Origin of the sequence: Streptomyces sp. VTCC 41912, assembly GCF_045799175.1 — a bacterium.
GTDB lineage: Bacteria > Actinomycetota > Actinomycetes > Streptomycetales > Streptomycetaceae > Streptomyces > Streptomyces albulus_C.
This window is the reverse complement of sequence record NZ_JBJMAB010000039.1, coordinates 45,721-64,052: the sequence shown is the minus strand read 5'-3', so window position 1 is coordinate 64,052 and position 18,332 is coordinate 45,721. Positions and strand designations below refer to the sequence as shown.

Below are 18,332 nucleotides of genomic sequence, written 5' to 3'. Positions count from 1 at the left end.
TGACGGCGGTGGAGGCACCGGCGCGTGCGGCGCAGGCATTGATGGGCGCTCAGTCCATGGCGCAGGGCGGCGGGTCCGGCTGCCTGGAGCGGAACGACTGGATCTGCGGGGAGTACCTCCGCACCCGGAGCCAGGAGTTGCTGGACGCCACGCTCCAGCACGTCGGCATCACGGTGGTGTCGGTGGTGCTCGGGCTGCTGATCGCGTTTCCGCTGGCGTTGCTGGCGCGGCACCGGCGGGGCGTCGCGGGGCCGGTCCTGGGGCTGACGACGGTGCTGTACACGGTGCCGTCGCTGGCGATGTTCGCGCTGCTGACACCGGTCTTCGGGGTGTCGCCGTCGGTGGTCGTCACGGGCCTGGTGCTCTATTCGCTGACGATCCTGGTGCGCAACGTCCTCGCCGGTCTGGACGCGGTGCCGGCCGAGGTGCGGGAGGCCGCCCGCGGGATGGGGTACGGCCCGGCGCGGCTGCTGTTCGAGGTGGAGCTTCCGCTCGCGCTGCCGGCGTTGGTGGCCGGCGTGCGGATCGCCACGGTCTCGACGGTGGCGATGACGACGATCGGTTCGGTCGTCGGATACGGCGGGTTGGGCAATCTCATCGCCAGCGGCATGGAGGGCTTCTTCAAGGCGGAGGTGCTGACCGCCTCGGTGCTGTGCGTGTTGTTGGCGCTGGTGGCGGACCTGCTCCTGTTGGGGCTGCAGCGGTTGTTGACGCCGTGGACGCGGGCGCGGTCCGCGGGCCGCCGCACGCGGCGCGGGGCGACCGTGACAAAGGCGGTGGGGTGAGCGTGGACGCGATCACGGGGGCCTGGCAGTGGCTGGGCACGGCCGCCAACTGGGCCGGGGAGAAGGGGGTGTGGCACCGCCTCGGTGAGCACCTCTGGTTGAGCGGGATCTGCCTGGTGCTGTCCTGCCTGATAGCCCTGCCGGTGTCGCTGTGGCTGGGCCACATCGGCAAGGGCGGGGCCTTGGCGATCAACATCTCCAACGTGGGGCGCGCGGTGCCTACGTTCGCGGTCCTGGTGCTGCTGACGCTCAGTCCGTTGGGGTCGCACGGCGACTGGCCGACGGTCATCGCGCTGGTGCTGTTCGCGGTGCCGCCCCTGCTGACCAACGTCTATCTGGGCATACGCGAGGCGGACCGCGACGTGGTCGAGGCGGCCCGCGGGATGGGGATGTCGGGGCCGCAGCTGTTGCGGCGGGTGGAGATACCGCTCGCCTACCCGCTGATCATGACCGGGCTGCGTTCGGCCGCGGTCCAGGTGGTGGCCACGGCGACGCTGGCCGCGCTGGCCGGCGGCGGGGGCCTGGGCCGGATCATCACGGCCGGGTTCGGCAATTACGACACCGCGCAGGTGGTCGCCGGGGCGGTGCTGGTGGCGGTGCTGGCGCTGCTGGTGGAGGGGGTGTTGGTCGTGGTGGACCGGGCCTTCGACCCGATGCGGGGACGGCGGCGCGGGCCGTCCGGGAAGGCGCCGGCCCCGGCGCCGGCCGGGGCCCGACCCGAACCGTCCCGATCGACCTGAGCGACGAGCTGAACCGACGACCTGATCCGAACGGACGGAGTGCAATTCCATGAGCAGCACAGCACGAGCGGTGCGTACCGCGTTGGCCACCGGGACCGTGGTGGCGCTGGCGGCCGGACTCGCCGCGTGCGGCGGGCAGAGCCTGGAGGACAAGGGCGGCCGGGCCAAGGGCGGCGGGAAGGGCGAGATCGTCATCGGCTCGGCCGGTTTCACCGAGTCGAAGGTGCTCGCCGAGATCTATTCGCGGGTGCTCGCCGATGCCGGATACCAGCCGCGGGTGCAGACGCTGACCAATCGCGAGCTGTATGAACCGGCCCTGGAGAAGGGCCAGATCGACGTCGTTCCGGAATACGCCTCCACCCTCGCGGAATTCCTCAACGCGAAGAAGAACGGCCCCAAGGCGAAGCCGGTGGCATCCAGCGACATCGACCAGACGGTGGCGGAGCTCAAGAAGCTCGCCGGGCCGCGCGGTCTGAAGGTGCTGCCGGCGGGCGCGGCCACCGATCAGAACGCGTTCGCGGTCACCAAGGAATTCGCCGCCAAGCACACGCTGAAGACGCTCTCCGACCTGGGCCGTTCGCACCAGAAGATCAAACTCGCGGCGGGTGAGGAGTGCGAGACGCGGGTGTTCTGCAAGCCCGGCCTGGAGAGCACCTACGGCATCGGCGTCGAGGCCATCGATCCCAAGGGCGTGGGGACCCCGCAGGCCAAGCAGGCGGTCAAGGACGGCACCGACCAACTGGTGCTCACCACGACCACGGACGCCACTCTCGACAACTTCGGCCTGGTGCTTCTGCAGGACGACAAGAAGCTGCAGAACGCCGACAACGTGCTGCCCGTGCTGAATGCGAAGAAGGCCGCCGACAAGGAGATCGAGACCGCGCTCAACAAGATCACCAAGGTGCTGACGACCGAGGACTTGATCAACTTGAACCGCAAGGTCGATGCCGAGCGCTTGAAGCCCGTCGATGTGGCAACGGCCTATTTGGAGTCCAAGGGACTGGTCAAGAAGTAACCAGCGCGAAACGGATGCGTATGCGGGGCCCCATAGGTCTCGCACGCACGGTAAGTTTCTGGCCATGCCACGAGGACGCCACCGCCATTCCCCACCCCTCCACCGGCTGCTTCCTCCCGCGACGGTCGCCGGTGCGTCAATTGCCTGTGCCACGAGCGCATGGTTCGTCGGCGACGACCTCGTGCAACGGGTGCTCGCCGCCGGTGCCGCGGCCGCCGCGGTCACCGGCGCCGTCCTCCTGCGCACCTGGGACCGCAAGGCCGGCAAGCGGGTCGCCGAGCTGACCCGGGCCCGGGCGCGCGACGAGTGGCGCACCGAGGAACGCGTCGCCGAACTGGAGACGGACGTCGAGGAATCGCGCGAGATCCGCGCCGGCCTGGACGCCAAGCTCCGCGCCAAGCGCGCCGAACTCGCCCGCCTGCGCAGCGAGCACGCCGCCCTGCTGCGCCGCTACGCCACCGCCGAGACCGAGCGGGCCAGCGCCCTGGAGGGCCGCCGACTGCTCGCCATCGAGGCCGGGCAACCGTCCGCCGGCGGCGCACTCGTCCCGGCCCGGCGCGAGCCGGGGACCGGCGGCGGACGCCACGCCTCCGCCGCCCGGCGCCCGGACGGCCCGCCCGCGGCCCGTCCGGCCGCCACGTTCGCCGAGGCGGACCGCGCCCTGCGCGAGCTGCCCCGCAACGCCGCCCGGCAGCGCGCCGCCGGCGAGGACGGCACCGGCACCCAGCAGAAGCCCGGGGCCGACGACCAGGGGAAGCCCGAGGCGGCCGCTGCCCAGGGGGTGGGCGGACCGGAGCTCCGCCCGGTGCCGGCCGCCGCCGCGATCGCCCCGCCGCGCCCCTCCGTGTCCCGCACGCTGGGCGGCTTCGACTTCTTCGGCAACGCCACCGTCCCGCACGACCAGCCGACCGCCCCCCTGGAGGAGGACCTGGCGGACGTCGTCGGCGACGAGGCGGTCGCCGAGCAGTCGGCCCGGGCGCAGGCCCGCGTCCCGGCCCGGGCGGCGCTCCCGCAGGCCGCCGACGAGGCCGCCGCGGCGCCCGAGAAGTCCGCGGACGCCGGCACCGACGGCGCGCACCAGGCGACCGCCGGCGCGACCGCCGACGGGGAGACCACGCACGGCGCCGGTGAGGTCATCGACCTGACCGCCCACGACGAGACCGAGCAGCTCGACCTCGCCGAACTGCGCAGCGCCATCTCCTGAGCGCCGAAGACCCGTAGACGCACCGAGCGGCGGGGAGTTCGTCCACAACCTGTGGGCGAACTCCCCGCCGCCGTGTCGTGCGCGCGCAGCCAGCGGCGCCCCGGCCGCCCGCCCCGCCGCTCGGCTACTTGTCGATGTCGCCGACCACGAAGAACATCGACCCCAAGATGGCGACCATGTCGGCCACCAGGGTCCCCGGCAGCAACTCGGTCAGCACCTGGATGTTGTTGTACGACGCGGAGCGCAACTTCAGGCGGTACGGGGTCTTCTCGCCCTTGGAGACGAGGTAGTAGCCGTTGATGCCGAGCGGATTCTCGGTCCAGGCGTAGGTCGTGCCCTCGGGGGCCTTGAGGACCTTGGGCAGCCGCTGGTTGATCGGACCGGGCGCCAACTCCGCGATCCGGTCCAGGCACGCGTCGGCCAGGTCGAGGGAGTTGTGGGTCTGCGCCAGCAGGCACTCGAACCGGGCCAGGCAGTCGCCCTCGTCCCGGGTGACCACCTGGAGCGTCGAGTCGAGGTCCCCGTACGCGAGGTAGGGCTCGTCGCGCCGCAGGTCGAAGTCGACGCCGGACGCGCGGGCGATCGGCCCGGAGACGCCGTAGGCGTGCACTGCCTCGCGGGACAGCACACCGACGCCCCGGGTACGGCCGCGGAAGATCTCGTTGCCGAGGACGAGGTCGTCGAAGACGCCCATCCGGGAGCGGACGTCGGCGACGGCCTGCCGGGCCCGGCCCAGCCAGCCGGCGGGCAGGTCCTCCTTGAGGCCGCCGACGCGGTTGAACATGTAGTGCATCCGCCCGCCGGAGACCTCCTCCATGACGGTCTGGAGCTCCTCGCGCTCGCGGAAGGCGTAGAAGACCGGGGTGATGCCGCCCAGTTCCAGCGGGTACGAGCCGAGGAACATCAGGTGGTTCAGCACGCGGTTCAGCTCGGCGAGCAGCGTCCGGGTCCACACCGCGCGCTCGGGGACCTCCATACCGAGCATCCGCTCGACGCCGAGCACCACGCCCAACTCGTTGGAGAACGCCGACAGCCAGTCGTGGCGGTTGGCGAGCATGATGATCTGGCGGTAGTCGCGGGCCTCGAAGAGCTTCTCGGCGCCGCGGTGCATGTACCCGATCACCGGCTCGGCGTGCCGGATGCGCTCGCCGTCCAGGACGAGGCGCAGCCGCAGCACGCCGTGCGTGGAGGGGTGCTGCGGGCCGATGTTCAACACCATGTCGGTGCTTTCCGCCGCGCCGCCGATGCCGACCGTCGTCTCCGTCATGGGGACAGTGTCGCAGGGCGGGACGCCGCGGAGCGGGGCGGTCCGTGGTGTGGACCGGCCCGTCCGAGGGCCGGGCCGGACGCTCGGGCCGGACGGCCGGCGCCCCGGTCAGCCCGCGTCGTCGGCGGCGAGCAGGCCGGCGCAGGCGGCGCCGCCGACCGGTTCCAGCAGCCAGCCGAAGCCGCCCAGGCCGGCCGGGTCGGTCAGTTCCGCGGCGGCACCGGCGGCGCCGAGCGCCCGGAGGTAGCCCGCCGGGTCGGTGGTGGCCAAGGACAGCGGCGGGCGCCGGCCGGTCACGCCGAGGGCGTGCAGCGCGGCCCGCTGGGTCAGCCGCTCGGCGGCCGGCCCGGCACACGCGTCGAGCGCCACGTGTGCCGTGACATCGCAGCTGCCGTCCGGGACGGGACGGACCTCGCGGCCCGCCCGGAAGCCGGTGAGGGTGCCGAAGGGCGGCCGGTCGGCGCGGTCGTGGGCGTAGTCGACGGCGACCGCGAGCCCGGTGCGCAGGGCGCCGACGGCACGCGCCCAGGCGGCGTCCCGAGGGCGACCGATCTCGGCGCGCAGCCCGGGGGCGGGGTCGGCGGCGTCCGGTGCGGCCCGCGGCCACCAGCGGGCCAGCCACTGCGCGTCCGGGCCGTCCACGGGGGCGCCCAGCCGTTCCGTGCCGTCGGCGCCTACCTCGACGCGGCGCGGCACCCCGTCGGCGTCCGTCTCGACGACGTCCACCGGGACGTTGTCCAGCCACTCGTTGGCGAAGAGCAGGCCGGTGAGCGAGCCCGGTGCGGGCAGGTCGGCGAGCCAGGCGATCCGGGGGTCGAGGCCCTCGGGGCGCGCGGCACGTTCGACGGCATACGGGCGGGTCCGCGCGGCCACGTCCTCGGGGAGCGCGGCCAGGACGCCGCCCAACAGCTCGCCGCGGCCCGCGCCGACGTCGACCAGGGCCAGCTCGCCGGGGCGCCCGATCGCGGCGTCGACCCGGCACAGGAGCGCGGCGACGGCACCGGCGTACAGCGGAGAGGCGTGGACGGAGGTGCGGAAGTGACCGGCGGGACCGGGGCCGCCGGGGCGCGTGTAGAACCCGTCGGGACCGTAGAGCGCCTGCTCGGCCGCCGCCCGCCAGCCGCGCCAGGTGGCGTCGGCTCCGGCGCGGGGCGCGGGCCGGAGGCCGTCGGCCGGGGCCTCGGGGGCGGGCGGGAGGCCGTCGTCGCCGGGCCGCCGGGCGCGCCGGTGCTCGTTCGCCACGCGTTCGCGTCCTTCGTTCGGCGCGTGCCCGCGTCCCCTGTTCGTCACACGGACCACGGTACGGGGGGCGACGGAAGGCGCGGGGCGTCGCCCCGTGGTGGGGTGGTCGGCCCACGGTATGAGCCCGCGCGCCGAGGAGAAGCGCCCTGCTCGGGGCCGTGTTCCGGGGCCCGGCAGGCGAGTGGCCGCGCCACGCGGGCACGGATCCGCCCCGCAGATGATCATGAGTCAACCCCAGCGGCGACACGATTGGCGCATGTGGCCTCCACCTAGGGGAGTAGGCCCGATGGAAGAGGATCGCTCCTCCGGTTGACTCCGCAGCCTGCCGGCGCTGCCTACGCTGGGTTACGTGCAGCGCCTCTATGACTTCTTCCGCAGGCACCCGACGGGGGTGGACAGCTTCTGGGCTTTCCTCCTCTTCGGGTTCTGCGGGCTGTGGGTCATCTCCCGGTCGGGTCTCGAGGGCAAGATCATCGCCCTGCTCTTCAGCGCCGGCCTGTGCCTGGTCATCGCCCTGCGCCGGAAGTACCCGGTCAAGATGCTGCTGCTGGCCACCGCCCTCGGCCTCGGACAGCTGATCTTGAACGTGCCGCCCAACATGGGCGACTTCGCGATGATGGTGATCATCTACACCGTCGCCTCCGAGACCTCGGCCCGCCGCTGGGCCTCACGCTTCGCACTGGCCGGCGCCCTGATCGCCCCCGGCCTCTCACAGCTCCGCTTCCGGGACAGCCCCATCGCCATGCCCGTGTGGGCGGTGGTCTTCTTCATGGTGCTGCTCACCGTGCCGTTCGTACTCGCCTGGGTGCTCGGCGACTCGGTACGCACCCGCCGGGCCTACTGGGCGCAGCTGGAGGAGAAGGCCAGCCGCCTGGAGAAGGAACGCGAGGCCCAGGCGCGGATCGCGGTCGCCGCCGAGCGCGCCCGGATCGCCCGCGAACTGCACGACGTCGTCGCGCACAACGTCTCGGTGATGGTCGTCCAGGCCGACGGCGCCGCCTACGTCCTCGACGCCGCACCCGAACAGGCCCGCCAGGCACTGGAGACGATCTCGGGCACCGGACGGCAGGCCCTGGCCGAGATGCGCCGCCTGCTGGGCGTGCTGCGCACCGGCGAGCAGGCCGAGGGCGGGGAGTACGTGCCGCAGCCCGGCGTCGAGCAGCTCGCCGACCTCATCGACCAGGTCCGGGGCGCCGGACTGCCGGTCGACTTCCGGGTGGTCGGCGAGCCGCGTCCGCTGCCCAGCAGCGTCGAGCTGACCGCGTACCGCATCGTCCAGGAAGCCCTGACCAACGCCCGCAAGCACGGTGGCCCCGACGTCAGCGCCACCGTCCGCCTCACCTACCGGGACGACGACCTCGACCTGCTCGTCGAGGACGACGGCCGGGGCGCCCAACACGAGCTCTACGAAGCCGGCGGCGCGGACGGGCTCGGCCACGGCCTGATCGGGATGCGCGAGCGGGTCGGCATGGTCGGCGGCATCCTCGACGCCGGGCCACGGCCGGGCGGCGGCTTCCGCGTCAACGCGGTCCTGCCGCTCAAGGCGGACCGATGAGCCGGCCGGCCGCGCCACCGAGCCGTCCGGCCGCGCGCGGGAGCGGTGGCCGAGCGGCCCGGCCCCGTCGGCGCCCGCTCCACCCGTCGCCGCCGCGCGCGTGGTGGTCGGCGGGCCGGTCGCTACCGTGCTCGCATCGGGCGTGCTCGTCCCCGGCCTCCTCGCCGTCGCCCCGGGCGCTTGCGTCCCGTCCGCTCCTGCCGACCCGTGAAGGGATCTCCCTGCCATGACCATCCGCGTGATGCTCGTCGACGACCAGGTGCTGTTGCGCACCGGCTTCCGGATGGTGCTGGCCGCCCAACCCGACATGGAGGTCGTCGCCGAGGCGGGCGACGGAGTGCAGGCCCTGGAGGTGCTGCGGACCGCCGAGGTGGACGTGATCCTGATGGACGTCCGGATGCCGCACCTCGACGGCGTCGAGGCCACCCGCCGGATCTGCGGCGGCGGGCAGCCGGAGGGCGCCCCGAAGGTCCTCATCCTGACCACCTTCGACCTGGACGAGTACGCCTTCTCCGCGCTGAAGGCCGGCGCCAGCGGCTTCATGCTCAAGGACGTGCCGCCGAACGAACTCCTCGCCGCGATCCGGGCGGTGCACAGCGGGGACGCGGTCGTCGCCCCGTCGACCACCCGCCGCCTCCTGGACCGCTTCACGCCGATGCTGCCCGCGACCTCCGGCGAGCCCGCGCGGCCCGAGCTGGGGCGGCTGACCGACCGCGAGCGGGAGGTGCTGCTGCTGGTCGCGCAGGGGCTGTCGAACGGCGAGATCGCGGCGCGGCTGGTGCTGTCCGAGGCCACGGTCAAGACCCATGTGGGCCGGATCCTCACCAAGTTGAGCCTGCGGGACCGGGTGCAGGCGGTGGTGCTGGCGTATGAGACGGGGCTGGTCCGGGCCGGGGGCGCCGGAGCGTAGTCGGGCTGACCAGGTCGATCTCCGCACGCCGGGGATCGACCTGGTCCGGGAGCGTGGCGTGGCCGGTACGCGCATTGACGCGGACACGTAAGAACGGCCAGATTGGCGCGCGGTAAGGAAACTTTCCTAACAGAAGGGTTCCCCGTGCGCAGAAGCATGTTCGCCCTCGCCACCGCCTCCGGCGCCGCCCTCCTCGCCGCCGCAGCCCTGCCCGCCACCGCCCAGCCGACCGCCCACCGGGCCGCACCGCACGCCGCCCTCCAGGAAGGATCGGTCTCCGCGGCCCAACTGCTTGCCAAACTCAAAGACTGCCAACAGATCTCCAACGGCAAGTACCGGACCGACGAGGAGACCTCGGCCACCGTCCCGGTCTGCGGCAAGAACGGCGCCGTCTTCTGGAAGGCCGACATGGACATCGACTGCGACGGGCAGATCACCTCGCAGTGCAACGCCGACACCGACCCCTGGTTCCAGGACGACACCCGCTTCCACCAGTCCGACGGCAAGCCACTGAACGCCGCGAAGCTGCCCTACGTCGTCGTGCCCAGCACCAGCGGCATCTGGAACTACGAGTCCGCGGGCATCAAGGGCGGCGGCGTGGTCGCCCTCATCTACAACAACCAGGTCGAATACGCCGTCGTCGGGGACACCGGCCCCGAAAAGATCATCGGCGAGGCGTCCTACGCGGCCGCCAAGGGACTGGGCATCGACCCCAACCCGGAGACCGGCGGCGCGGACTCGGGCGTCACCTACGTGCTGTTCAAGAACTCCAAGGCGTCCCCCATCGAGAACCACGCCGACGCGGTGAGCCGCGGCGACGCCCTGGCGAAGAAGTTCCTACAGGAGAACTGAAGGGGGGTGGGGCGAGGGGTGGGGAATGGGGGCTGGGGGAGGAATGGGGTGGGGGTGGGGGCGGGCTGTTATTGGGGTTGTGTCGTTTGGTGGTCGGCGGTGGTTCGACGTCTTCCGTCGTTCCCCCCACCCCTCCACCCCCCGGCCCTCCGCCTCACCCTCCTCCCCGCACCCCGCGCCACCCCTCCTCCCCTCCCGCCCCGATCGCCGTCAGGCGTGACCGGTCGGCTCAGCGCAGTACGCCCTCAAGGAAGTCGCTGCCCAGTCGGGCCACTACCTGGAGGTCCAGCTGGTGCAGGACGTACCGCCCGCGGCGCCGGGTCTGGAGCAGGCCGGCCTTCTTCAGCACCGCGATGTGACGCGACACCTCCGGCGACGTGATGCCGAACGTGGTCGCCAGTTCCCCGGTCGTGTGCGGTCCCCGCGAGAGGGTGCGGCACAGCTGCATCCGCATCGGGTGACCGAGCGCCTCCAGCCGTTGCTGGACGAGTTCCAGCGTGGCGGGCACAGGCAACTCCGGGCTTGCGACCGGGTATTGGAGCACCGGGCGCCAGCCGGGTGCGTGGCTGAACACCAGGTGCGGCCAACCGAACGACGTCGGGATGAATGTGAGGCCGGGGTCGGCCGGGTCGGCGAACCCGGTCGTGCGCCCACTGGCCAGCTTGTCGACCAGGATGCGGCTGGTGCCACTGCCGTCTTGGGCCTCCTCCAGGGTCAGCGCCAGTGAGGTCGCGGTCAGCGTTTCCGCGAGCCCCTTGCGGCGCAGCAGTTCGGACTTGTGTCGTGCGTCGGCGGCCAGCTGGATGCTCACCCGCCGCCAGATGTCCCCGAAGAACGCGTCCTCGCAGTCCTCGAAGAGGCGCCGCAGCCACACTCGCAGGCCGTCGGGGTCGGTCAGCATCCGGTCCGTGAACGCCGCCTGCCGCGGTCCACGAGCCGCCGCCATCTCCCTTACGCGTGCCCGCTCGTGCTCGTCGACCAGGGGCGACGGCGTGGGGCGGGTGTACTTGGGTGAGCAGCTGATCTCGAATGCGGCGGCCACGAACCGTTCGTCGTCGATCCCGTCGAGCTCGTCCAGTTCCTCGGCGAGCGTCGCTCCGGGGCGGGTGGGCAGCAGGATGTCCGAGCGGGCGGACCGCCACAGGAAGTCCGCTTCGCACAACCGGTCGGCCAGGTCGGTCTTCAGTCCGGCGTTGGTCGCGGTGACCCAACCGTGCAGCCCGGGGTGGTGCCCCGGCTCGGACAGCGCGTGCAGCGCCGCACCCAGCTCGGCCAGCGGTGAGGGCGCGAAGACGAGGCGCTCCCGCGGCAGCCCGGTGATGTCGATGACGTTGGCCATATACCCATCATGCGCGAGGCCGTGACCTGCGGCGTCGTCGATTGACGGCTCTCGTCAATCGGCGCGCCAGGGGTCGTCCGGCGGTCTCACAGTGAGGGTCATGGACACCATGCAGCAGCACCTCCTCGACAGCTACCGCGCCGCCCAGCGGGGCGAGGTCGCCCCGCCCGCACCGGGCGAGGCCACCGTCCGCACCGTCCGGGAGATCCGGCAGTGGCGCCGCTTCAAGGCCGTGGTCACCGATCCCGCGGAACGCTGGTGGGGGCGCGACGGGCGGATCGCACGAGGAATCGCAGCACGGCTGGTTCGCCGCGCCCGACCCGTGGACGGCAGCGCCACCGCACCGGCCCGTCCCGCTCCCGGCCGACCGGTCGCCCACCGCGAGGCCGGCGCCCGCGCGGGCGCGAACCGTGCAACCACCACCCTGGCGGGCCGACCCAACGCCGGACCGAGCGATGCCTGAGCGGGGCGAGCGGTAACGGTCCCCGTAGCAGCCACCCGCCAACCCGGAGCAGCTAACCCGGAGCAGCCAACTCGGAGCAGTCAACCCGGAATGGCCCCCCGGAGCCCGACAGGTGGGAACGACCGGGCTACGGCCGTTCCCCGCACGTACCGCGAAGGCGTAGCTCCCACCGGTCCCGCTGCTGCCGCTGCCGCCACCGCTACCGCCGCCACCACCGTCAGCCGTCGATGCGTCGGACGAACTCGCCCACTGCCGTGCGTATCTCCTCAGCCGTCCATTCCAGTGCGGGGGAAGCGACCGTCACCTCCGTCATCGCCACGCCGGGCGGTCCGGTCGAGTCCGGTTCGAACCACTGCTGGAACAGCGTCGTGCGGGTCTCCTCCGCCTGACGGATGCCGGCTTCGTTCAACACCTGCGGTGAGTGGGGCAGCCACAGCTGGAACTGGTGGGTGTGCGGCTCTTCGGGGTGCACCCGGAACCACGGCACGCCGGCCTCTGCCAGGCCCTCCCGCAGGGCCCGCGCGACGGTCTTGGCCCGGGCGGCGTACTCCGGCAGCCGAGGGAGCTCGTGGTCCAGCCCGACCAGGGCGGCGAGGGCGGTCGGCCACTGCTGGAACACCTGGCCGCCGTAGCGGTGACGCCAGGCGCGGGCTTCCGCGACGAACTCCTCGGCGCCCGCCAGGGCGGCGCCCGCGATGCCGCCCAGCGACTTGTAGAAGGAGACGTAGACACTGTCCGCGAGGCCGGCGATCTCCGGGAGCGGCTTGCCGAAGTGCGTGGTGCACTCCCAGAGTCGGGCGCCGTCGAAGTGCACCACCGCGTCGAGGTCCCGCGCCGCGGCGACCACCGACTCCAGCTCCTGCCAGCTTGGGAGGACGTATCCGGCGTCCCGCAGCGGGAGTTCGAGGGCGAGGGCGCCGAACGGTTCCTCCAGGTCGTAGACCTCCGCGGCCGTCGGTAGGCGCGGGGCGCTCGTCGGATGAACCATGCGCAGTCCGCTGACCACGGCGTAGGCGTTGCGCTCGTGGACCTCCAGGTGGGACAGGGGGTGGCCGGCGACCGTGGCGTTGCCCGTGCGGCCCGCCCAGCAGCGGAGTGCCACCTGCTGCGCCATCGTGCCGGTCGGGAAGAACACGGCGGCCGCGGTGCCCAGGGCTTCGGCGGTGCGGCGCTCCAACGCGCCGACGATGCCGTCGCCGTTGCCGTAGAGGTCCGGCCAGTCGTCGAGGTCGTACGCGCCGGGGGCGTCGGCCGTCAGGCGGGCCATTCGCTCGGCGAGCGTCTCCGGTGGGCGGGAGCCGGACAGCGTCCGCACCGCACCGCGGTACGCGGCGAACCGTCGTGCCCGGTCGTCGGCCGCGTCGCGCGCCCCGCCGTCCGCGGGTGGAGCGTCGAGCCCCGTCGTGTGCTGCTGCCCGTTCTCAGTCATGGCCCCCGCCTTCGCTTCGTCCCGCGCCGTCCGCGCGGGGTGTCTGGACCGATCATCGCCCAGCCGGCGATGGCGCCGCGAGGGCTGTGGATAACTCTCCGAACCGGTGCGGAGTGGGGTGTTCCGGTTGTCCTTCGAGACCCTCGTCTCACCCTCTGTACGGCTCTCCGGGCGGTGGGAGGCACTCGCGTAGCATGGCGACGAATCGTCCGGTACCCCTCGCGGACTGGAACGGAAGGCCGTCGCCCCGTGAACCCACATCCATCCACCGAGGCCCAGGACCGGCCCGCCCGACTCACGGTCGGAGTCGTCGGCGCAGGTCGCGTCGGGCCCGCGCTCGCCGCGGCGCTGCAGCTCGCGGGGCATCGTCCGGTGGCCGTCTCGGGGGTCTCCGACGCCTCCGTCCGGCGCGCCGCCGAGATGCTGCCCGGCGTCCCGCTGGTCACCCCGGGCGAGGTGCTCGCCCGTGCCGACCTCGTGTTGTTGACCGTCCCCGACGACGCCCTGGCCGACCTGGTGGCGGGACTCGTCGAGACCGGTGCCGTACGGCCGGGGCAGCTGCTGGTGCACACCTCCGGCCGTTTCGGAACGGCCGTGCTGGAGCCGGCGACCAGGGCCGGTGCGCTGCCACTGGCCCTGCACCCGGCCATGACGTTCACCGGGACGTCCGTGGACGTGCAGCGGCTGGCCGGTTGCCCGTTCGGGGTGACCGCCCCGCAGGAGCTGCGGATGGCCGCGGAGGCGCTGGTCATCGAGATGGGCGGGGAGCCCGAGTGGATCGCGGAGTCTGCCCGTCCGCTCTATCACGCGGCGCTCGCCATCGGCGCGAACTACCTGGTCACCCTGGTGGCGCAGGCCATGGAACTGCTCCAGAAGGCCGGGGTGCAGGCCCCGGACCGGATGCTCGGCCCGCTGCTCGGCGCGGCCCTGGACAACGCACTGCGGTCCGGTGACGCCGCCCTGACGGGCCCGGTCGCCCGGGGTGACGCCGGCACGGTCGCGGCCCACGTGGCGGAGCTGCGCACGCACGCCCCACAGGCCCTCGCCGGCTACCTGGCCATGGCCCGAACGACCGCGGACCGGGCGCTCGCGCACGGTCTGCTCAAGCCGGAACTGGCCGAGGAACTGCTGGACGTGCTCGCGGGTCCCGCTCCCGACAGCGGCACCGGCCCGGGCGCGCGCCCGGGGGAGCAGGGCTCCCCCGACGACTCCGAAGGCACCGACGGCCCCGAAGGCACCGAGGGCCAGCAGCCCGAAGCCGCCGACCACCCCACCGGCGAACCGCAGGCCACCGGCCCCAAGAGCACCGGCCCCAAGAGCACCGGCCCCAAGAGCGCCGCCGGCCCCACGGCCCCGGACGGTTCCGGTTCCCCGGCCGATCCCACGGCCCCCGACGACTCCACATCCCCCGACGACCCCGCGTCCCCCGACCACGGCCCCCACGGAGGCGGCTCATGACCTCCTCGCCCGTCAGCCCGTCCCCGGGCGTCGCCCGACCGGCGCCGGGTCCCGAGCTCGTCCACACCGCCGCGGAGCTGCGGGCACTGCCACGTCGCAGCGGCGTCCGCGCCGTTGTCATGACCATGGGTGCGCTGCACGAGGGGCACGCCGCCCTGATCCGCGCCGCCCGGGAGCGGGTCGGACCGCAGGGCCAGGTGGTGGTCACGGTGTTCGTCAACCCCCTGCAGTTCGGGGCGGGCGAGGACCTCGACCGCTACCCGCGGACCCTGGACGACGACGTGGTGCTGGCCGCCGGGGCGGGCGCCGACGCCGTCTTCGCGCCGTCGGCCGACGAGGTCTACCCGGGCGGGGAACCGCAGATCCGCATTTCCGCCGGCCCCATGGGCACCGTCCTGGAGGGCGCCAGCCGCCCCGGGCACTTCGACGGGGTCCTCACCGTCGTCGCCAAGCTGCTCCATCTGACCGCGCCGGACCTGGCGTTCTTCGGGGAGAAGGACGCCCAGCAGCTCGCCGTCATCCGGCGGATGGCGGCCGACCTGAACTTCCCGGTCGAGATCGTCGGCGTCGCCACGGTCCGGGAGGCCGACGGGCTGGCCCGCTCCAGCCGCAACCGCTACCTGTCCGGCCCGGAGCGCCACACCGCGCTCGCGCTGTCCGCGGCGCTGTTCGCCGCCCGCGACCGGCTCACCGCCGAGGAGGCGCTGCGTGACCGCGCCGCCTCCGCCGGACACCCCGGACAGGACCGTTCCGCGGCACTCGCCGCCCTCGGTGAGGACCGGGCCGCCGCCGACGCGCACGCCGTCGCCTACGCCGCCGGCCCCCTGCACGGCCCGTCCGTGGCCCGCGCCGCCGCCGGCGTGGTGCTGGAGGACGCCGCCCACCTGGACCCGCCGCTCGACCTGGACTACCTGGCGCTGATCGACCCGCGCGACTTCACCGAGGTCCGGGACGGGTACGCGGGCGAGGCGATCCTCGCGGTGGCCGCGAAGGTGGGCACCACCCGGCTCATCGACAACATCCGGCTCGTGTTCCCCGCCGGCGAGGCCCCGTCGCCGGCCGTCGCCCAGGAGCCGCACACCGCCTCCCAGGAGGAGCCGGCCGCCTCCCAGGAGCCCACGGCCGCAGCGGCCCCTCGGAACACCAAGAAGTCCACTCCACCCCAAGGCCCCCTCGGAGCGACCCGATGACCGCTACCGGAACCGCCACCGGCCCCACCGGCATACGCCTCACCGCCCCCGCCCCCGGCTGGTCCATCACGGCGGACGTCGTCGTGGTCGGCTCCGGCGTCGCCGGGCTGACCGCCGCGCTGCGCTGCGCCGCCGCCGGCCGCCGCACCGTCGTCGTCACCAAGGCCCGGCTCGACGACGGCTCCACCCGTTGGGCGCAGGGCGGGATCGCCGCGGCCCTGGGGGACGGCGACAGCCCCGAACAGCACCTGGCCGACACCCTCGTAGCGGGCGCCGGCCTGTGCGACGAGGAGGCCGTGCGGACGCTGGTGACCGAGGGCCCGGACGCCGTCCACCGGCTGATCGCCGCCGGCGCCCGCTTCGACACCGCCCCCGGGAGCGACGAGATCGCGCTCACCAGGGAGGGCGGCCACCACCGCCGCCGGATCGCGCACGCCGGCGGCGACGCGACCGGGGCGGAGATCTCCCGCGCGCTGGTCGCCGCGGTCCGCGCGGCCGGCAGCGGCGCACCCGCCGCCCCCTCGACCGACGACGGCGGACGACCGGCGGACCTGCGCACCATCGAGAACGCCCTGGTCCTCGACCTCCTCACGGACGCCGAGGGCCGCACGGCCGGCGTCACCCTGCACGTCATGGGGGAGGGCCAGCACGACGGCGTCGGCGCCGTCCACGCGCCGGCGGTGGTGCTCGCCACCGGCGGCATGGGCCAGGTGTTCTCCGCGACCACCAACCCGCCCGTCTCCACCGGCGACGGGGTGGGCCTGGCGCTGCGCGCCGGCGCCGAGGTCTCGGACCTCGAATTCGTCCAGTTCCACCCGACCGTGCTCTACCTGGGGCCGGACGCGGAGGGCCAACAGCCGCTGATCTCCGAGGCCGTGCGCGGCGAGGGCGCCCACCTGGTCGACGCGGACGGCACCCGCTTCATGGTCGGCCAGCACGAACTCGCCGAACTCGCCCCGCGCGACATCGTGGCCAAGGCGATCATGCGCCGCGCCCAGGAGCAGGGCGCCGAGCACATGTACCTGGACGCCCGGCACTTCGGCGCCCCGATGTGGGAGCACCGCTTCCCGACCATCCTGGCCGCCTGCCGCGCGCACGGCATCGACCCGGTCACCGAGCCGATCCCGGTCGCCCCGGCCGCCCACTACGCCTCCGGCGGCGTCCGCACCGACCTCCACGGCCGGACCACCGTGCCCGGCCTGTACGCGTGCGGCGAGGTGGCCTGCACCGGCGTCCACGGCGCCAACCGGCTGGCCTCCAACTCCCTCCTGGAGGGCCTGGTGTTCGCCGAGCGGATCGCCGCGGACATCACCGCCAACGGGACGACGGCCCCGGCCGCCGCCCCCGTGGAGGCCCGCGCCCCGCTGCCCCTCCTGGTGCCCGAGGCCCGCGCCGCCGTCCAACGGATCATGAGCGCCGGTGCCGGCGTGCTGCGCAGCGCGGCCAGCCTCGCCCGGGCCGCCGACGACCTCGACCGCCTCCAGCGGGAGGCCGCCGAGGCGGCCGTGGACGCCTCCCCGGCCGTCGTCAAGGCCCCCGAGCCCGGTGTGGAAGCCTGGGAGGCCACCAACCTGCTGTGCGTCGCCCGCGTCCTGGTCGCCGCCGCACGGCGCCGCGAGGAGACCCGCGGCTGCCATTGGCGCGAGGACCACCCGGACCGCGACGATGCCCTGTGGCGCCGGCACTTCCGCATCACCCTGGGCGCCGACCGCACCCTGAACGTCCGCATCACACAGACCGCCGGCTTCCCGCCGACCGCCGGCACCGCCCCTCAGCCCGCCCCCACTCCCGATACGGAGCCCACCCCGTGAGCAGCACCCCCGACGACCTCCCCCTCCTCCAGATCGGCCGGCCCGGCGCCGCTCCCGCCGGTGGAGGCTGCGGCGACGCCTGCGGGTGCGCCGCCGGCGACGGCGAAGGCTACGAGCTGGACCCGCTGACCTGCGGGCTCGACCCCGACCTGGCCGCGCTCCTGCTGGCCGCCGGGCTCGACCCCGTCCAGGTGGAGGACATCGCGCACATGGCCATCGAGGAGGACCTCGACCAGGGCGTGGACGTGACCACCGTGGCGACCGTCCCCGAAGACGCCGTCGCCACCGGGGACTTCACGGCCCGCGAGGACGGCACGATCGCCGGCCTGCGGATCGCCGAAGCCGTGCTGTCCGTGGTGTGCACCGACGAGTTCGCCGTCGAGCGGCACGTCGAGGACGGCGAGCGCGTCGTGGCCGGCCAGAAGCTGCTGTCCGTCACCACGCGCACCCGCGACCTGCTCACCGCCGAGCGCAGCGCGCTCAACCTCCTGGGCCGGCTGTCCGGCATCGCCACCCTGACGCGCGCCTGGGCGGACGTCCTCGACGGCACCGACGCCAGGGTCCGCGACACCCGTAAGACGACGCCGGGCCTGCGTGCCCTGGAGAAGTACGCGGTGCGCTGCGGCGGCGGCGTCAACCACCGGATGTCGCTGTCCGACGCGGCGCTCATCAAGGACAACCACGTCGTGGCGGCGGGCGGCGTCGCGGAGGCGTTCACGGCCGTGCGGACCGAGTTCCCCGGCGTGCCGATCGAGGTCGAGGTCGACCGGATCGACCAGATCCCGCCGATCCTCGCCGAGGGCGCCGACCTGATCCTGCTGGACAACTTCACGCCGGAGCAGACCCGCGAGGCGGTCGAACTGGTCGCCGGCCGCGCGATGTTGGAGTCCTCCGGCCGACTCTCCCTCGACAACGCCGCCGCATACGCCCGGACCGGCGTCGACTACCTGGCGGTGGGCGCGCTCACCCACTCCGCCCGGGTCCTCGACATCGGCCTGGACCTGCGCGAGGGCGACGACGCCGACGACGCCGACGCCCCCGCCGGCCCGCACGACGACGAGAGCCGCTGACC

Annotated in this window: 16 protein-coding genes; 12 read left to right on the top strand and 4 right to left on the bottom strand. The window is 73.7% G+C overall.

Going from position 1 to position 18,332, the window contains the following annotated elements; translation table 11 throughout:
- Nucleotides 1-56: 56 nt before the first annotated feature.
- From ACJ6WD_RS34475 to ACJ6WD_RS34460, 4 genes are all read left to right on the top strand, one after another.
- Nucleotides 57-785, top strand: a complete 729-nt coding sequence (locus tag ACJ6WD_RS34475; protein WP_407617207.1) for an ABC transporter permease — start codon at nt 57-59, stop codon at nt 783-785.
- A 2-nt stretch (nt 786-787) separates the two neighbouring features.
- Entirely contained in the window at nt 788-1,525 is a 738-nt protein-coding gene (locus tag ACJ6WD_RS34470; protein ID WP_407617205.1) for an ABC transporter permease, read from the top strand.
- A 49-nt stretch (nt 1,526-1,574) separates the two neighbouring features.
- Nucleotides 1,575-2,540: an ABC transporter substrate-binding protein gene (locus tag ACJ6WD_RS34465; protein ID WP_407617204.1), complete on the top strand. Its 966-nt coding sequence runs from the start codon at nt 1,575-1,577 to the stop codon at nt 2,538-2,540.
- Nucleotides 2,541-2,604: 64 nt separating this feature from the next.
- Nucleotides 2,605-3,744 carry a hypothetical protein gene (locus ACJ6WD_RS34460; protein ID WP_267953491.1) on the top strand — a complete coding sequence of 380 codons (1,140 nt, stop codon included), beginning with the start codon at nt 2,605-2,607 and terminating at the stop codon, nt 3,742-3,744.
- A gap of 124 nt (nt 3,745-3,868) precedes the next feature.
- On the opposite strand, the gene ACJ6WD_RS34455 is transcribed toward ACJ6WD_RS34460, so the two are convergent.
- Both ACJ6WD_RS34455 and ACJ6WD_RS34450 read right to left on the bottom strand, forming a co-directional pair.
- A complete protein-coding gene (locus tag ACJ6WD_RS34455) occupies nt 3,869-5,011 on the bottom strand; it encodes an NADH-quinone oxidoreductase subunit D (protein ID WP_233661417.1) in 1,143 nt (380 codons plus the stop codon).
- Between the two features lie 108 nt (nt 5,012-5,119).
- Nucleotides 5,120-6,253: an SAM-dependent methyltransferase gene (locus ACJ6WD_RS34450; protein WP_407617203.1), complete on the bottom strand. Its 1,134-nt coding sequence runs from the start codon at nt 6,251-6,253 to the stop codon at nt 5,120-5,122.
- A gap of 349 nt (nt 6,254-6,602) precedes the next feature.
- Here ACJ6WD_RS34450 and ACJ6WD_RS34445 point away from each other — a divergent pair, with 349 nt between their 5' ends.
- The 3 genes from ACJ6WD_RS34445 (at nt 6,603) to ACJ6WD_RS34435 (ending at nt 9,570) form a co-directional block, all read left to right on the top strand.
- Nucleotides 6,603-7,808 carry a sensor histidine kinase gene (locus tag ACJ6WD_RS34445; protein WP_233661419.1) on the top strand — a complete coding sequence of 402 codons (1,206 nt, stop codon included), beginning with the start codon at nt 6,603-6,605 and terminating at the stop codon, nt 7,806-7,808.
- 226 nt (nt 7,809-8,034) lie between these two features.
- A complete protein-coding gene (locus tag ACJ6WD_RS34440; protein ID WP_233661420.1) occupies nt 8,035-8,718 on the top strand; it encodes a response regulator transcription factor in 684 nt (227 codons plus the stop codon).
- A 156-nt stretch (nt 8,719-8,874) separates the two neighbouring features.
- Nucleotides 8,875-9,570, top strand: a complete 696-nt coding sequence (locus tag ACJ6WD_RS34435) for a glycoside hydrolase family 75 protein (protein WP_233661453.1) — start codon at nt 8,875-8,877, stop codon at nt 9,568-9,570.
- 229 nt (nt 9,571-9,799) lie between these two features.
- On the opposite strand, the gene ACJ6WD_RS34430 is transcribed toward ACJ6WD_RS34435, so the two are convergent.
- Nucleotides 9,800-10,909: a DUF5937 family protein gene (locus tag ACJ6WD_RS34430; RefSeq protein WP_407617202.1), complete on the bottom strand. Its 1,110-nt coding sequence runs from the start codon at nt 10,907-10,909 to the stop codon at nt 9,800-9,802.
- A 100-nt stretch (nt 10,910-11,009) separates the two neighbouring features.
- On the opposite strand from ACJ6WD_RS34430, the gene ACJ6WD_RS34425 reads away from it, so the two are divergent.
- Complete coding sequence (locus ACJ6WD_RS34425) at nt 11,010-11,372, top strand: hypothetical protein (RefSeq protein ID WP_233661422.1); 363 nt, start codon at nt 11,010-11,012, stop codon at nt 11,370-11,372.
- Nucleotides 11,373-11,589: 217 nt separating this feature from the next.
- On the opposite strand, the gene ACJ6WD_RS34420 is transcribed toward ACJ6WD_RS34425, so the two are convergent.
- Nucleotides 11,590-12,801, bottom strand: a complete 1,212-nt coding sequence (locus ACJ6WD_RS34420; RefSeq protein ID WP_407617201.1) for a threonine aldolase family protein — start codon at nt 12,799-12,801, stop codon at nt 11,590-11,592.
- A gap of 249 nt (nt 12,802-13,050) precedes the next feature.
- On the opposite strand from ACJ6WD_RS34420, the gene ACJ6WD_RS34415 reads away from it, so the two are divergent.
- Genes ACJ6WD_RS34415 through nadC form a run of 4 tightly spaced genes read left to right on the top strand, consistent with a single transcriptional unit; the run spans nt 13,051 to nt 18,330 of the window.
- A complete protein-coding gene (locus ACJ6WD_RS34415; RefSeq protein WP_233661424.1) occupies nt 13,051-14,259 on the top strand; it encodes a Rossmann-like and DUF2520 domain-containing protein in 1,209 nt (402 codons plus the stop codon).
- Entirely contained in the window at nt 14,256-15,449 is a 1,194-nt protein-coding gene (gene panC, locus ACJ6WD_RS34410; protein WP_407617200.1) for a pantoate--beta-alanine ligase, read from the top strand. Before ACJ6WD_RS34415 ends, panC begins: the two co-directional genes overlap by 4 nt.
- Nucleotides 15,446-17,260: an L-aspartate oxidase gene (locus ACJ6WD_RS34405; RefSeq protein WP_407617199.1), complete on the top strand. Its 1,815-nt coding sequence runs from the start codon at nt 15,446-15,448 to the stop codon at nt 17,258-17,260. Before panC ends, ACJ6WD_RS34405 begins: the two co-directional genes overlap by 4 nt.
- Complete coding sequence (gene nadC, locus ACJ6WD_RS34400) at nt 17,257-18,330, top strand: carboxylating nicotinate-nucleotide diphosphorylase (protein WP_407617198.1); 1,074 nt, start codon at nt 17,257-17,259, stop codon at nt 18,328-18,330. The genes ACJ6WD_RS34405 and nadC overlap by 4 nt, the downstream gene beginning before the upstream one ends.
- Nucleotides 18,331-18,332 lie beyond the last annotated feature (2 nt).

What these genes read in the sequence shown, in the direction of transcription:
- ACJ6WD_RS34460 (WP_267953491.1), top strand. Translation starts at nt 2,605, where the DNA reads ATGCCACGAGGACGCCACCGCCATTCCCCACCCCTCCACCGGCTGCTT.
- ACJ6WD_RS34430 (WP_407617202.1), bottom strand. Translation starts at nt 10,909, where the DNA reads ATGGCCAACGTCATCGACATCACCGGGCTGCCGCGGGAGCGCCTCGTC.
- ACJ6WD_RS34435 (WP_233661453.1), top strand. Translation starts at nt 8,875, where the DNA reads ATGTTCGCCCTCGCCACCGCCTCCGGCGCCGCCCTCCTCGCCGCCGCA.
- panC (WP_407617200.1), top strand. Translation starts at nt 14,256, where the DNA reads ATGACCTCCTCGCCCGTCAGCCCGTCCCCGGGCGTCGCCCGACCGGCG.
- ACJ6WD_RS34425 (WP_233661422.1), top strand. Translation starts at nt 11,010, where the DNA reads ATGGACACCATGCAGCAGCACCTCCTCGACAGCTACCGCGCCGCCCAG.
- ACJ6WD_RS34440 (WP_233661420.1), top strand. Translation starts at nt 8,035, where the DNA reads ATGACCATCCGCGTGATGCTCGTCGACGACCAGGTGCTGTTGCGCACC.
- ACJ6WD_RS34465 (WP_407617204.1), top strand. Translation starts at nt 1,575, where the DNA reads ATGAGCAGCACAGCACGAGCGGTGCGTACCGCGTTGGCCACCGGGACC.
- ACJ6WD_RS34475 (WP_407617207.1), top strand. Translation starts at nt 57, where the DNA reads ATGGCGCAGGGCGGCGGGTCCGGCTGCCTGGAGCGGAACGACTGGATC.
- ACJ6WD_RS34455 (WP_233661417.1), bottom strand. Translation starts at nt 5,011, where the DNA reads ATGACGGAGACGACGGTCGGCATCGGCGGCGCGGCGGAAAGCACCGAC.
- ACJ6WD_RS34420 (WP_407617201.1), bottom strand. Translation starts at nt 12,801, where the DNA reads ATGACTGAGAACGGGCAGCAGCACACGACGGGGCTCGACGCTCCACCC.
- ACJ6WD_RS34405 (WP_407617199.1), top strand. Translation starts at nt 15,446, where the DNA reads ATGACCGCTACCGGAACCGCCACCGGCCCCACCGGCATACGCCTCACC.